At 67.6% G+C, this 12,731-nt stretch carries 14 protein-coding genes; 7 read left to right on the top strand and 7 right to left on the bottom strand.

All coding sequences use genetic code 11. From position 1 onward, the window contains the following. Window positions 1–3: 3 nt before the first annotated feature. The 3 genes from ABLE94_RS25360 to ABLE94_RS25350 are packed head-to-tail and all read right to left on the bottom strand — an operon-like array spanning window position 4 to window position 2,620. Entirely contained in the window at window positions 4–957 is a 954-nt protein-coding gene (locus ABLE94_RS25360) for a sulfite exporter TauE/SafE family protein (RefSeq protein ID WP_348810226.1), read from the bottom strand. Between the two features lie 47 nt (window positions 958–1,004). Beyond that, window positions 1,005–2,216: an RNA polymerase sigma factor gene (locus ABLE94_RS25355; RefSeq protein ID WP_348810225.1), complete on the bottom strand. Its 1,212-nt coding sequence runs from the start codon at window positions 2,214–2,216 to the stop codon at window positions 1,005–1,007. Beyond that, window positions 2,213–2,620 carry a YciI family protein gene (locus ABLE94_RS25350; protein WP_348806444.1) on the bottom strand — a complete coding sequence of 136 codons (408 nt, stop codon included), beginning with the start codon at window positions 2,618–2,620 and terminating at the stop codon, window positions 2,213–2,215. Before ABLE94_RS25350 ends, ABLE94_RS25355 begins: the two co-directional genes overlap by 4 nt. A gap of 167 nt (window positions 2,621–2,787) precedes the next feature. On the opposite strand from ABLE94_RS25350, the gene ABLE94_RS25345 reads away from it, so the two are divergent. Further along, window positions 2,788–3,297 carry an alpha/beta fold hydrolase gene (locus ABLE94_RS25345; RefSeq protein WP_348806445.1) on the top strand — a complete coding sequence of 170 codons (510 nt, stop codon included), beginning with the start codon at window positions 2,788–2,790 and terminating at the stop codon, window positions 3,295–3,297. A 99-nt stretch (window positions 3,298–3,396) separates the two neighbouring features. Here ABLE94_RS25345 and ABLE94_RS25340 read toward each other — a convergent pair whose 3' ends face one another. From ABLE94_RS25340 to macS, 3 genes are all read right to left on the bottom strand, one after another. Then, on the bottom strand, window positions 3,397–5,538 hold the full coding sequence (locus ABLE94_RS25340; protein WP_348810223.1) for a DUF2339 domain-containing protein: 2,142 nt from the start codon (window positions 5,536–5,538) through the stop codon (window positions 3,397–3,399). 87 nt (window positions 5,539–5,625) lie between these two features. Continuing rightward, entirely contained in the window at window positions 5,626–6,285 is a 660-nt protein-coding gene (locus tag ABLE94_RS25335) for a response regulator (protein WP_348806447.1), read from the bottom strand. Further along, the gene (macS, locus tag ABLE94_RS25330; protein ID WP_348810222.1) at window positions 6,282–7,523 is read right to left on the bottom strand and encodes a MacS family sensor histidine kinase; all 1,242 of its coding nucleotides are present in this window, start codon (window positions 7,521–7,523) and stop codon (window positions 6,282–6,284) included. The genes ABLE94_RS25335 and macS overlap by 4 nt, the downstream gene beginning before the upstream one ends. Before the next feature lie 258 nt (window positions 7,524–7,781). Here macS and arr point away from each other — a divergent pair, with 258 nt between their 5' ends. From arr to ABLE94_RS25315, 3 genes are all read left to right on the top strand, one after another. Continuing rightward, window positions 7,782–8,213, top strand: a complete 432-nt coding sequence (arr, locus tag ABLE94_RS25325; RefSeq protein ID WP_348810221.1) for an NAD(+)--rifampin ADP-ribosyltransferase — start codon at window positions 7,782–7,784, stop codon at window positions 8,211–8,213. A 13-nt stretch (window positions 8,214–8,226) separates the two neighbouring features. Further along, window positions 8,227–8,676: a YdeI/OmpD-associated family protein gene (locus ABLE94_RS25320; protein WP_348810220.1), complete on the top strand. Its 450-nt coding sequence runs from the start codon at window positions 8,227–8,229 to the stop codon at window positions 8,674–8,676. Between the two features lie 281 nt (window positions 8,677–8,957). Then, entirely contained in the window at window positions 8,958–9,593 is a 636-nt protein-coding gene (locus ABLE94_RS25315) for a neutral zinc metallopeptidase (RefSeq protein ID WP_348810219.1), read from the top strand. Window positions 9,594–9,703: 110 nt separating this feature from the next. Here ABLE94_RS25315 and ABLE94_RS25310 read toward each other — a convergent pair whose 3' ends face one another. Beyond that, the gene (locus tag ABLE94_RS25310; protein WP_348810238.1) at window positions 9,704–10,147 is read right to left on the bottom strand and encodes an Ltp family lipoprotein; all 444 of its coding nucleotides are present in this window, start codon (window positions 10,145–10,147) and stop codon (window positions 9,704–9,706) included. Between the two features lie 157 nt (window positions 10,148–10,304). Between ABLE94_RS25310 and ABLE94_RS25305 the strand changes: the two genes are divergently transcribed. The 3 genes from ABLE94_RS25305 (at window position 10,305) to ABLE94_RS25295 (ending at window position 12,320) form a co-directional block, all read left to right on the top strand. Further along, window positions 10,305–11,597, top strand: coding sequence for a glycosyltransferase (locus ABLE94_RS25305; protein WP_348806452.1), 1,293 nt, complete (start codon window positions 10,305–10,307; stop codon window positions 11,595–11,597). A gap of 64 nt (window positions 11,598–11,661) precedes the next feature. Continuing rightward, window positions 11,662–11,916, top strand: a complete 255-nt coding sequence (locus tag ABLE94_RS25300; RefSeq protein ID WP_348806453.1) for a type II toxin-antitoxin system Phd/YefM family antitoxin — start codon at window positions 11,662–11,664, stop codon at window positions 11,914–11,916. Continuing rightward, the gene (locus tag ABLE94_RS25295; protein WP_348806454.1) at window positions 11,916–12,320 is read left to right on the top strand and encodes a type II toxin-antitoxin system VapC family toxin; all 405 of its coding nucleotides are present in this window, start codon (window positions 11,916–11,918) and stop codon (window positions 12,318–12,320) included. Before ABLE94_RS25300 ends, ABLE94_RS25295 begins: the two co-directional genes overlap by 1 nt. The last annotated feature ends 411 nt before the right edge of the window (window positions 12,321–12,731 follow it).

Raw genomic sequence — 12,731 nt, 5'->3', positions numbered from 1 at the left:
TCCCTAGCCATGTGACGACGATCGCTGACGATGATAGTCAGACCGGGCTGCCGTGGGCTGCGCCGCAGCGCTCACCTCACGCCACATGCGGTACATCTCTCGGACGGCGATTGCGAGGGCGAAGAGGGCGAACACCACGCTGAGGACCTTGATGTCGAGTGCCAACGCCAGCAGGACCCCGACGACGGCGCCTGGCAGCGCGCCGATGTTGAGTAGGGTGCCGAGGCGCAGATCGGCCGTGCCCTGGCGGGCATGGGCGATGGTCCCGACGATGGCGTTCGGAAAGAACATCAGCAGCGAAGTGCCTTCCGCGGTCGGCAGGTCAGTACCGAAGAGCAGCATCAGTGCGGGCACGGCGAGAAGACCACCACCCAGTCCCATACCGGCGGCCCAGGCCCCGATGACGAACCCGAGAATCAGCGAAACCGGAAGCGTGAATTCCCAGGAGGCAATCCAACCGGCGGGCACCACGGCCGATCCCTGGAGGGGGTCGGCTCCGGCGGCATCGAGAATCAGTTTGAGGCCCGTGGCCAGCAGAATCGCGACGAACAACCACCGCAGCACCAGGTGCGGGATCTTCAGGATCAATGGCACGCCGAGGAGTGCGCCGAGTGTTCCGCCGATGACCATTCCGGTGCCGGCGTGCAGATCGATAGAGCCACCGACCAGGGCGAAGGTCGCCGCGCCCACTCCGGTGACGGCGATGTTGGCGGCGCCGGCCGTGCCGTGCAGGCTCGGCCGCGACAGCGAGGTCACCTTCTCGAGAGCGGGGACGTAGAAGACGCCGCTACCGCCGCCGAGCAGTCCCCCGATGACGCCGCCGGTCGCGCCGATGCCGAGCGCTATGCCCAGCCCGGGCCGGTCTGCGCGGTGGTGATCGGACGGATGGCGGGACGTCATATCGGGTCTCCTTGAGCGAACCAGCAGTGTGCACGCAGAGTAGCACTTGTCTGACAAGTGAGGAAGATGCAGTGCCTTCTGTCAAAGTGATCCGCACAGCGTCCTCAGTGGTCCGTCGGGCGATCGTCTCCGGTGTTGAGCGTGGTGGTGGCGTGCAGGGCCTGTCGGGTCAGATGATCGCGCTCGGCGTTCGTGGTCGCCTGGCGCGCAGCCTCAGCGAATTCCTTTGCGGCCGTCGCGTAGTCGCCGGCGTTGAGATGTAGATGGGCGGACGCGGCGACAAACCGGGGCACCGTCGGATCGACCTCACTCAGCGCGGCGAGCCCGGCGGCCGGACCGTCGGCCTCCCCGACCGCGACGGCTCGATTGAGTTGCACGACAGGAGAATCGGTCAACACCACGAGCTCGTCATACCACTGGACGATCTGCACCCAGTCGGTCTCCTCCACACGCTGGGCATCCGCGTGTAAGGCGGCGATCGCCGCTTGGGCCTGATACTCGCCGAGCCGATCGCGAGCCAGCGCGGCCTGCAGGATCGCCACCCCCTCGACGATGAGCGAGGAATCCCAGGCCGACCGGTCCTGCTCGGCGAGCGGAATGAGTTGTCCGCCAACGCCGATCCGCGCCGGACGTCGAGCATGATGCAGCAGCATCAGCGCGAGCAACCCGTCGGTCTCCGGATCGTCGAGCCGTGCTGCGAGCGTGCGGGTCACCCGGATCGCCTCGGCGGCGAGGTCGACCTCGCCCGAGTATCCCTCGTTGAACAACAGGTACAGCACGTGAAGCACCGCCGCCACATCACCCGGCTCGTCCAGACGGACACCCGCGATGCGTTGCTTGGCCCGGCTGATCCGTTGCGCCATGGTCGATTCCGGCACCATGTACGCCTCGGCGATCTGTCGGGTCGTCAAGCCCGCGACCGCGCGCAGCGTCAACGCGATCGCCGACGACGGCGTCAACCGCGGATGGGCACACAGAAAGTACAACCACAGCGTGTCGTCGGTGTCTGCCGAGTCGCCGGGCGCCGGCTCGGCGGCGACGAGTTGCTCACGCGCAGCACGGGATCCGTCGGCACGTACCTGATCGAGAAAGATCCGCCACGCGGTCGTGACGAGCCAGGCCTTCGGGTTCTGTGGGGGCCGCGTCGGCCAGGTTTCCCAGGCGCGGACCAGCGCGGACTGCACCGCGTCCTCGGCGGAGGCGAAGTCGGCCCCGCGTCCGACGAGGATGCCGATGACCGCGGGGATCTGGGCGCCGATCGCCGACGCATCCAGATCCCCGAGATCCCCGAGATCCCCGCGGTCGCCGGTGGTCATTCGGTGATGGTCGGTGGCGCGGACATCACCGGCCGCAACTCGAGCCATTCGCCGAGCGGACGCCCACCGGCGCCCGGAGCCGCCGACAACTCGCCGGCCAGTTCCAGGGCGCGGTCATAGGAATCGACGTCGATGATCATCCAGCCAGCGATCAGATCCTTGGTCTCGGCGAACGGGCCGTCGGTGACCGGCGGTCGGCCCTCACCGTCGGAACGCACCCACACGCCGTCCATCGACACCGCGTCGGCGGAGACGAACTCGCCGGACGACTCGAGTTTCTCGGCGAAATCCTGCATGTACTGGATGTGCGCCTCCCACTCGGCGGGAGTCCACTGATCGGTCGGAACGTCGTTGACCGGGGTCTTTCCGCCGCGGTAGTGCTTGAGCATCAGATACTTGGCCATCGGCCTGCCTTTCGTCCGACGCGGACATGTGTTCCGCATTCACTGAGGAGACGGAGCCACCACACGGAATTCGACATGTCTCAGGAGAATCTTTTCGCCCGATCCGCCGGCAGCGATGAGTTTCGTCGCCGGGCCGGGTCTGTACTCACCATAGAGAGGAGCCGCTGATGACGAGGCGATTGTTGTTCATCCACGGGGCCGGGGGTGGCGACGACGACCGATCCCTGGCCGACGGGCTGGCGAGCCTGCTCGACGCCGACCTGACCTACCCGCTGCTCCCCGACGAGGACATGTCACCGGCCGCGTGGGCATCCCCGATCCGCACCCACCTGCACCGACTCGGCCCCGACGACGTCCTCGTCGCCCACTCGTTCGGGGCATCGGTGCTGCTCCAGGTCCTGGCCGAGACCGCCACCTCCGTGCCGGTGCGGCGCGCCACGTTGCTGGCGATGCCGAACTTCGAGCCCGTCGGATGGGATGTCCCCGAGTACGCCTTCGACGGCCCCGAACCCGACGTCGAACTCGCGCTGCATCACTGCGCCGACGACGAGGTGGTGGAGTTCGGGCATCTGACGCTGAACGCCGCGCGGCTTCCGTCGGCGACCGTGCACCGCCACACCACGGGTGGGCATCAGTTCGACGGTCTCGCGCAGCGGCTCGCGACGATCATCGGCTGACCCCCACACGCACAAGCGCTGACCCGCACAACGACGGGCCGGTTCGGAGGAATCCTCCGAACCGGCCCGTCCACGTCAGCCGAGGTCACCGCATCCGCATCACCAGGTCTGCGGCGATCGCGGCTGAGGCGTCTGCGCCTGGGGCCCGTGCATCTGCGGCCCATGCGTTTGCGGCCCGACACCGCGGTTGTCCGGCGAACCCAGCGACTGTGCGTACGCCGCACCCAGCGACAGCAACAGCAGCCCGACGACGATGAACGCGATGACCCGGAACACGCCGTCGAGGGCGGCGAGGTCGAACAGGAACAACTTGGCGATCGCGGCGGCGATGACGGCCAGGCTCACCGTGATCGTCATCCCGCGAGCGTTGCCGTGCAGGCGCCGCGCCCACAGCAGACCGGCCGCCGCGGCCAGCACCCACACGATGGTCGCCGCGGCATGTCCACCGCGGATACCGCCGGTGCTCCCACCGCTGATCAGACCCCCGAGGAAGACACAGATCTCGGTGACCAGGAACAGCGTGATCAGGCCACCGAGAATGGCGAAGATCTGCTGGTCGGTGGCCGCACGGCCCTGCGACCACGACCAGACGAGCACACCCGCGGCGACGAGCGACAGGACCGCCGCGGCCAGCAGCATCGCCTGATCCGCGATCCCGATCGACGACACGAACAGCATCTGCAGGGCACCCGACGGCAGGGTGGCCAGGATCGCTGCGCCGGTGAACAACAACCCGATGATGCGCAGCGTCAGGGCGATCGGGGCGTCCAGCGACGCGCCGAAGCAACTCGCGACCGCGACGACCAACCCCACCCCGGCGATCCCGACGATCACGCCCGTGCCGTGGAGACTCGACCCCAGCGCGGCGGCGGCGGTGGCCGCCGACGCGGTCAGCCACACGGTCCGGCACGCCACGGTGATCGACGGATGAAGCTGCCCGCCGCCCACCGCGAGCGATGCGAGCAGCAGGGTGACGGCCGACAGGGCGACGGTGGCGACGACGGCCCCGACAATCCCGGTGGCGGCGAGCAGCGGCAGCAGCGGCACCACCGAGAACAACGCCAACAGTAGTGCGCGAGTGGACCATCGCATCAACACGACCGACGAGCCCAGGGCGAGAAGCACATTGACCAGCGCGGCGACCACGAACAGGGCGCCGTCGCCGGCCGGGGCCGTCAGCGCCACGGCGATCAACGGCAGGGCCACGGCGACGGTGTTGACCGCATACAGCGCGGTCCAGTTGCGCCGCAACTGAATCCACATGGTGGCGGCCGAGTACGCGAGCAGGAATCCGACGAGCAGGATGTTCGGTCCCCCGGACAGGAACGGAGAGAACACGATCAACGCGACACCGACCATCAGGCCGAGTGCCTGACTGTTCCACGCATGTGCCACGGCCAGTCCGCCGGCGGCGATGACGGCCGCGACGATCACCGCGACATAGCCGGGGAACCAGTGATAGATGGCGGTTGCGGCGAGGACGTCGAACAGCGCCGTGGTGACACCGGTGGCGATCACCGCTCCGGCGGCGGTGCGCTTGCCGTCGCGTCGACCGAGAAGCAGACCCGCACCGAACAGGATCGCCGCGAGCAGAGCACCGCCGGCGACGCGGATCTCCGGGCGCAGCAGTCCCGCCTGCGCGGCGAGGACCAGCAGGAACACCACGCCGGTCAGGGTGACGGCCACGCCCGCGATGGCCAGGACCGTCCCGACCAGACCGCGTTCGGTGGCCGCCGCGATCCGCTCGGACATCGACGGTCGCGGTGGCGGGGGCGTATACGGGCGCGGTGCCGGCGGAAGGCCGACGGGGTAGGGGCGGCCACCCGGAGGGAAGGGCGGCGGACCGGCGGGTGCCGTGACGAACGGTGGAGCGGGTGGGGCGGCAAACGGTGCGGCGACGAATGGTGCGCCGGCGAACGGTGCGGCGGCAAGCGGAGGCGCGACAAACGGTGGCGCGGCGAATGCAGCGTGCGGTGCCGCGGCGGGCGGTGCGACAAATGGCGGTGCGGGCGGCGACGTCGGGTTCGGTGCTGCCGGCTGCTGGGGTGAGGACATCGGCTGCGCCGCGGTCGGCGTCGGCGTGGGTGCGTCAGCGGGTGCCGGCGCGGATTCGGCGAGGAGCGATTCGAGGGTGGCGACGTCGCCGGAGACGATCGACATGCGTCGCGTGAGGTCGGCGACCTCACCGTGAATGCGGTGGAGCAGGCTCGCGGGGGAGCCGTCGGGGGCGGTGGGAGACATGCCTGCAAGCCTCGATCAGACGCGGCCGGCGATCATGCGTACATCTACCCAGTGGCCCTCGGTAGTGGGCCGTGGCGGCTCGTTGTCTCAGTCGCGGTCGAGTCCGTGTTCGATGGCGTAGCGCGTCAACTCGACCCGATTGGCCAACTGGAGTTTGCGCAGCGCAGCGCCGACGTGGTTCTCGACGGTGCGCGGGCTGATCGACAGTCGTGTCGCGATCTGCCGGGACGAGAGGCCCTTGGCGACCTCCCGCAACACCTGCGTCTCGCGGTCGGTGAGGACAGGGGTGTCGGGCCCGGGATCGCGGGAGATCCGTCGGTACTCACCGAGGACCAGACCCGCCAGCCCGGGCGTGAACACGGTCTGTCCGGCGGCCGTGGCGCGGACCGCGGCGACCAGTTCGGAGCGTTGCGCACTCTTCACCAGATATCCGGTGGCGCCGGCCTTCACGGCCTCGAGGACGTCGTCGCGTTCATCCGACGCCGACAGGATCAGGACGTGGGCGTTGGGGCAGGCCGCGAGGACCTCGGCGGTGGCCGACGCGCCCGTCCCGTCGGGCATCTGCATGTCCATCAGCACCACGTCGGGTTGGACGGCGGCCGCGCGTGCGGTGGCCGCGCGGACACCGTCGGCCGTGGCGACGACCTCGAACCCCTCGTCGGTGAGGTCACGGGCGACGCCGTCGCGCCACATCGGGTGGTCGTCGACCACCATCACCCGGATCGGGGCATCACCGGTCGCGGTCATCGGGTTGTCTCCTCCGTCGTTCCTCGGTGCGCGACCGGATCCCGCGGGATCGTCAACTCCCATTCGGTCCCCGCGCCGGGGGCCGTGTGCAACCGCGCGTGGCCCCCGAGATCGTCGATCCGGCCGATGATCGAGCGGTCGATTCCCATCCTGCCCTCCGCACGCGCCTGTTCGAGACGTCCCGGCGCAATTCCGATGCCCGTGTCGCGGACGCTGACGATCACCTCGTCGTCGAGATCTTCGAGCAGAACATAGCTGTGGGCGTCGGGACCGGCATGCAACTCCGCATTGTGCAGGATGTTGCCGACCGCGGCGAGTATCTCGGCAGCCGCCTCGGCGGGTAGTGCGACGGCGTCGGGTGGGGTGCTGACCGACACCGCGTCGCTGCCGAGGGCCCGCAGTGCTGCGGCGAGATCCTGCTCACCGGCGGGTGGATCGTCGGCCGGTGTCGCCGGTTGCGCGGCGATCAGCCGTCGCAGACGCTGTTCCTGTTCGGCGGCCAGCCTGGCGAGTTCGGCTGTCTCACCACCGATTTCCGAACCACGACGAGCCACCAGCGCCAGAACCTGCAACACGCCGTCGTGGACCTCGCGGGCGAGCCGTTCACGTTCGGATGCCTCGGCCGCCGACCGGATCGCGGCGCTCAGGCGGGCGTGGGTGACGCGCGCCCGCGTCGCGGCCAGCCCGAGGGCCATGCCCGTCATGATGAGCAACAGGAATGTCGCGTTACGACCGAAATTCCACACGATGTAGTTCTTGACGACGAAGGTGCTCGCGCCGATGGCCGCGCCGGCAGCCATCCCGTAGAGCGACCCGCCGAGCAACGCCGCCGACAGGACACAGTTGGTCATCCACAGGGTGGTGGGCCAGGGTTGGTTGCCGGCCACCCAGGCCGCGTCGGCGACGTAGGAGGTCGACAGGATCATCACCACCGACACCGCGATCTCGCTGCCGACGAACCACCAGTTGCGTCCGAAACCGGCGACGTATCCGATCGACCACCACACGTTGGCGATGGCCATCAACGCGAAGAGCACCCAGGTCAGGCCGGGTCGCACCAGGTCGTTGTTGATGGCGATCTGGAACCCGAGGGCGTAACAGAACGACGCGAGCCGGAAGATCTGCGCGGCCCGCCACAGCGGCCCGACCGGATCGTTGTCGTCGAGGCTGCGCAACCGCGACGGGAAGAGACGGTCGACGTCGGTCGGGGTGACGGGAACCGATCGGGACGACGACATCGTCAGATCGCTCCGCGAGACGGGCGGCCGAGAGAGGTGAGGCGCATGCGTGCTCCGGCGGTCGACGACGAGGGGTTTCCATCATGGCCCATGACGGGTCCAGGGCAGCCTCGGGAGCGGCGATCCACCAGAAGTTCGTCGTGGAACGTCACTCCAGGGAATGACGTTCCACGACGTTGTTCTCACGTGGCGTGCCAGTAGTCTCGGTGATCAGCAGTCTCGACGAGTCCCATCACAAACCTGGGCTGGAGTGACACGGTGACACAGCAACCCCCGCAACCCTTTGAGCCGCACGAGTCGGGAGCCTTCCTGCACGGCACCAAGGCCGATCTGCGGATCGGGGATCTCCTCGTCGCCGGTCACGGATCGAACTTCGAGGACGGGCGCATCGCCAATCACGTGTACGTCACCCGCACCCTGGATGCTGCGGTGTGGGGTGCCGAGCTGGCAAGAGGTGGCGGGCCCGGACGCATTTACGTTGTCGAGCCGACTGGTGCGATCGAGGACGACCCGAACGTGACCGACAAGAAGTTCCCCGGCAATCCGACCCAGTCGTTCCGGACCCGGGCGGCGGTGCGCGTGGTGGGTGAACTCACCGACTGGGCCGGGCATCCACCCGAGCTGCTGCAGGCCCGACGCGACGGCCTCGCCGAACTCCGACGACGCGGTGCCGCGATCATCGACGATTGAGAGGAAGTCATCCATGGGCGAGAAGCTGAGCATCACAACGGTATTGGAGCCGACGGGGCCCGCGGCGGCGGTGATGCTGACCGATGAGCAAGTCGCCGTACTCGGCGGCGGCAAGACACCGCCGGTGTCGATCACCGTCGGCGGTGTCACCGTCGCCGGGCGCGTCGGCCGGATGGGCGGGCAGAACGTCGTCGGCTTCAGCAAGGCGGTTCGAGCACGACTCGGCGTGGAGCCCGGCGACACCATCGACGTCGAGATCGCCCTCGACAGTGCCCCTCGTGAGGTCGAGATCCCGCCGGCACTCGCCGACGCGTTGGCCGCCGACCCGGCGATCAAGGCGTCCTTCGACGCCCTCTCGTTCACCAGACGCAAGGAGTTCGCGCGCTCGGTGGCCGAGGCGAAGAAGGACGAGACCCGCGACCGGCGAGTCGCGGCGATCGTGGCTGCGCTCCGGAAGGGCTGAGTCACTCCCGCACTGACAGCGCTCACCTCGACGTTCACAGCGCTCGCTCTGACGTTGACAGCGCTCACTCCCGCACTGACAGCGCTCACCTCGACGTTCACAGCGCTCGCTTACACGTTGACCGCGCTCACTCCCGAACTGACAGCGCTCATCCCGGCCTCAACCGTTCGAATGATCCACGCAACTCGATGGAACCGCGACGGTGCCCCGTCCCTCTTATAGGGCAACACCATCCAAGCGTCCCGCCCGCAGCGGCGGACGCCCATCGAAGGGACGCCCCCGTGCGACCATTTCTCACCTCACTGATCACCGCGGCGACGGTGATCACCGCTGCCGCATTCTCCGTGGGCGACGGCACGGCGATCGCGGCGGCCGACTCCGGTGCCTCGGAGTCGGTTGCCGAGGACTACCACGCCGCGGTCGACGTGATCGCAGACTATTGGGCGCAGCAGGCGCCGGAGATGTTCGGGATCGACTACGAGCCGCCGACCGTCCGCGGAGTCATCGATCCGGGTGACGCGACCGCGTGCGGTCCGATGCCGGAGATGAATGCGATCTACTGCCCGCGGGATCACTCGGTCCAATTCGGTTCGGATTACCTGGAATTGGCGGATTCGATCGGCGACGTCATCGTCTACGACGTGGTCGCCCACGAGTGGGGGCACGCGATTCTCGCGCAGGTGCCGTCGTCGTTGGTCGAGGATCCGCAGGAGTTGCAGGCCGAGTGCCTGGCCGGCGGGGCGCTCGGCGATCTCGCGCGCGACGGGGTGATCGTCGTCGAGGACGGTGATCTCGAGGAGGTCGTCAAGCTGTTCCGGTATTCCGATGCGCCCGGCGACGCCCATGGCACGGCGGAGCAGCAGGCTCTGGCCTTCGCGGCCGGCTGGCGGCAGGGTCCGGCCGCATGTTTTGAGTGAGGCGCGCGCATTCCTCTGTGTGCTGTCGGACGCTCGTGGCACAGACGATGAACGTCGTAGAACGTCACGCTCTGGGGTGACGTTCTACGACGTTTCGTCGAGAATGCCTGTCAGAGTCCCACGGCGGTCACGCCGTACCGCGCCTGCGCGGGGGTGAAGCCCTCGTATTCCAGTTGCTCGATGAGCCCTTGGCGTGAGAACGAACTGATCTCCAGATAGCTCTTCGCGGACTTTGCGGCCTGTTCGTTCCAATCGACGGTGATGTGATCGACGGCGTACTCCGCGTCGGCGTTGGAGAAGCCCTCGTACTCGAGTTGCTCGATGAGTCCCTGGCGCGAGAACGCGCTGATGCTCAAGTAGGCCTCCGCCGACTCCACGGCATTCTGCCGGCTCACGGTGGACGCGGGAACGTACTGAACCTGCGGGCTCGACAACGCTCCGGTGATGGCCGAATTGGCAACGGGCTGTGCGGATGCGTGGGCGGTGGTGGCGACGCCGATGGCGAACGGAGCGGCAAGGGCGACGAGGAATGCGGCGGCACGCGATGTTTTCATCTTCACGGACGGGGACGTTACGTGGTCCCTACGACAAGAAGTATCGGTCGTGAGAAGGACACCGCGTCGGGCATCGGCAACCGAGTAGCCCGCTACTCGCGACCCCGGCCCCCTCAGGGAGGACGCTGGGTGCAACACCGCCCGGAAGGATCCCCCGATGTCCGACATCGTCATCGGCACCGTGCCGCTGCACGGCCACGTGACGCCGCTGCTCAACGTTGCGCGTCACCTGGTGGAGCGGGGGGATCGTGTCCGCTTTCTGACCGGCTCTCGCTTCGCCGAGAAGGTGACAGCCGTTGGTGCGCAGCATGTGCCGTTACCTCCGGAGGCGGACTTCGACGACCGGCAGGACTGGGACGTCGTGTTCCCCGAACGCCGCGAACTCAGCGGAATCCGGGCGCTCGCCTTTGACATCGAGAACACGTTTGTCCGACCTGCGCAATCGCAATACCAGGCCCTGCAGACGCTTTTCGCCGAGACGCCTGCCGACGCGGTGCTCACCGACGGAGCGTTCGCCGGAGGCGCGTACCTGTTGGGCGGCGACCCAGCTCAACGCCCGCCCGTGATCGCATGCGGGGTGACCCCGCTGTTCATCAGCAGCCGCGACACGGCTCCGGGCGGGATGGGGCTCTTACCCGTGACGGGGCCGGTCGGGCGGCTGCGCAACGCGGCGCTTGCCCAGGTGGCGCGTCGTCTGGTCCTGGCCGATGCGCAGAGGGTCGCCGACGGAATTCATCGCGAGATCCATGGCACGCCATTGGAATTCCTCGTTCTCGACTGGCCACGGCACGCCGATGCCATCCTCCAGTTCACCGTGCCCGAGTTCGAATACCCCAGGAGCGATGCTCCCGAGCACCTCCACTTCGTCGGACCGGTCTCGGCGACCGGTTCGCGGGCCCCGTTACCCGACTGGTGGTCGCAGCTCGACGGTTCGCGGCCGGTCATCCACGTCACGCAGGGCACCTTCGCCAACCGGGATTACCGTCAGATCATCACCCCCACCCTGGAGGCATTCGCCGACGACGACGTGCACATCGTCGTCTCCACCGGCGGTCGACGCGTCGACACACTTCCCGAGCTTCCCGCCAATACCTTTGCCGCCGAATATCTTCCGTACGACGACCTGCTCCCGAAGACCGACGTCTTCGTCACCAACGGCGGCTACGGCGGCGTTCAGTACGCGCTGCGGTACGGCGTCCCCGTCGTGACCAGTGGTGGCCTGGAGGACAAGCCCGAGGTGGGTGCGCGGATCGCCTGGTCGGGCGTCGGGCGACGGCTGAAGTCCGAAATGCCCTCTGCCGCTGCAGTGCGCGAGGCGGTGCGCCACGTGCTCGATGACTCGTCGTATGCGCAGGCTGCCGAACGCATGGCGACCGCGATGGCCGACAGCGCCGGACTTCAGAAATGTGTCGAGGTCGTTGACCGGCTCATCGGCACCAACCGTCCGTGATTGCGCCGCCCGGTGCGCGCCGGGTAGTTAGACAAATATCTAGATTGCCGTGAGCATGGATGCCATGACTGAGTCCGTTTCTGTGGGTGAACTGCGCCAGAATCCGACGGCAGCGCTGTCCGCGGTAGCTGACGGCCGCACGCTTGTGGTCACCAAACACAACCGTCCGGTCGCAGAGTTGCGGCCGATTTCCAAGCGAATCGGCGTGGCACCGCGCGAGTTCGCGGCTCTCATGCGCTCGCACGCGCATGACACGCGTTGGGCTGAGGAGTTGGCGGATCAGCGGGCCGAGGACGTCGACGATCCTTGGGAGCGTTGATGGTGGCAGCGTTGCTCGACACGTCGGTGCTGGTTGCGGTGAACAAGCCCGGCGAGACGGCGCCCGATCTCGACGACTTCGACGAACTCTTCGTCTCGTCGCTGTCGTACACCGAGCTGCGCATGGGGCTCTACACGGTCGACGGCGAATCCAGAATTGCGCGTCATGACCTTCTGGAGGATTTGATCACACACTTCCGGGACGGCGTTCCGTACGACGATGCGGCCGCAGTCGCCTACGGTCGCATCGTCAGACAGGCGGTCGCCAACGGCGGTAGGGCAAGATCCCACGTCCTCGACAGGATGATCGCAGCGGTGGCCGTCGCAAACGGGTTGACGCTTGTGACGCGCAACGGTGCGGATCTCCGGGGGCTGGAATCGTTGGTCGACTTCACCGTGCGGTGACGCTTGACCTGTCATCCTCCTGTTCTGTAGGATCTCATCCTCTTTGTCAGTCGCGAACTGGGGTTTCTCATGATCTTGTCACCTGTGGGTTCTCACTAACTTGTCAGAATCCTCAGGCCAGCACTGCTCCCCGGCCGGCGCGTCATAGTTCGAGGTTGCAGTGCTGAAGCGGCGGGTTGCTAGGAGACCGCTACGCGACGTGAACTGCGGCTTGTGAATGGTCGAACCGTCCGACCGGCTGAACAAGGGCGATCGAACGCCGGCCGGTGTCGTGGCGATGTTCCCGGATGTGACGTGTAAGGGCTCGGGACATGCTTGACGTCGTGTCGTCGGGACATCGTTGACGTCTCACGCTTGTCGGTGGTCGCAGTCAGAGTGTGGGGGGTGTCCTTCTCTGCTGAGACTGAATCC

Origin of the sequence: Gordonia sp. VNK1, from assembly GCF_040049135.1 — a bacterium.
GTDB classification, from domain to species: Bacteria; Actinomycetota; Actinomycetes; order Mycobacteriales; family Mycobacteriaceae; genus Gordonia; species Gordonia oleivorans.
Note: the sequence above shows the minus strand (reverse complement) of the source record. Positions and strands in the feature narration are given on the sequence as shown.

Coding starts and splice junctions, on each gene's coding strand:
- ABLE94_RS25355 (WP_348810225.1), bottom strand. CDS start 2,216: ATGACCACCGGCGACCGCGGGGATCTCGGGGATCTCGGGGATCTGGAT.
- ABLE94_RS25350 (WP_348806444.1), bottom strand. CDS start 2,620: ATGGCCAAGTATCTGATGCTCAAGCACTACCGCGGCGGAAAGACCCCG.
- ABLE94_RS25345 (WP_348806445.1), top strand. CDS start 2,788: ATGACGAGGCGATTGTTGTTCATCCACGGGGCCGGGGGTGGCGACGAC.
- ABLE94_RS25340 (WP_348810223.1), bottom strand. CDS start 5,538: ATGTCTCCCACCGCCCCCGACGGCTCCCCCGCGAGCCTGCTCCACCGC.
- ABLE94_RS25335 (WP_348806447.1), bottom strand. CDS start 6,285: ATGACCGCGACCGGTGATGCCCCGATCCGGGTGATGGTGGTCGACGAC.
- macS (WP_348810222.1), bottom strand. CDS start 7,523: ATGTCGTCGTCCCGATCGGTTCCCGTCACCCCGACCGACGTCGACCGT.
- ABLE94_RS25320 (WP_348810220.1), top strand. CDS start 8,227: ATGGGCGAGAAGCTGAGCATCACAACGGTATTGGAGCCGACGGGGCCC.
- ABLE94_RS25310 (WP_348810238.1), bottom strand. CDS start 10,147: ATGAAAACATCGCGTGCCGCCGCATTCCTCGTCGCCCTTGCCGCTCCG.
- ABLE94_RS25305 (WP_348806452.1), top strand. CDS start 10,305: ATGTCCGACATCGTCATCGGCACCGTGCCGCTGCACGGCCACGTGACG.
- ABLE94_RS25300 (WP_348806453.1), top strand. CDS start 11,662: ATGACTGAGTCCGTTTCTGTGGGTGAACTGCGCCAGAATCCGACGGCA.
- ABLE94_RS25295 (WP_348806454.1), top strand. CDS start 11,916: ATGGTGGCAGCGTTGCTCGACACGTCGGTGCTGGTTGCGGTGAACAAG.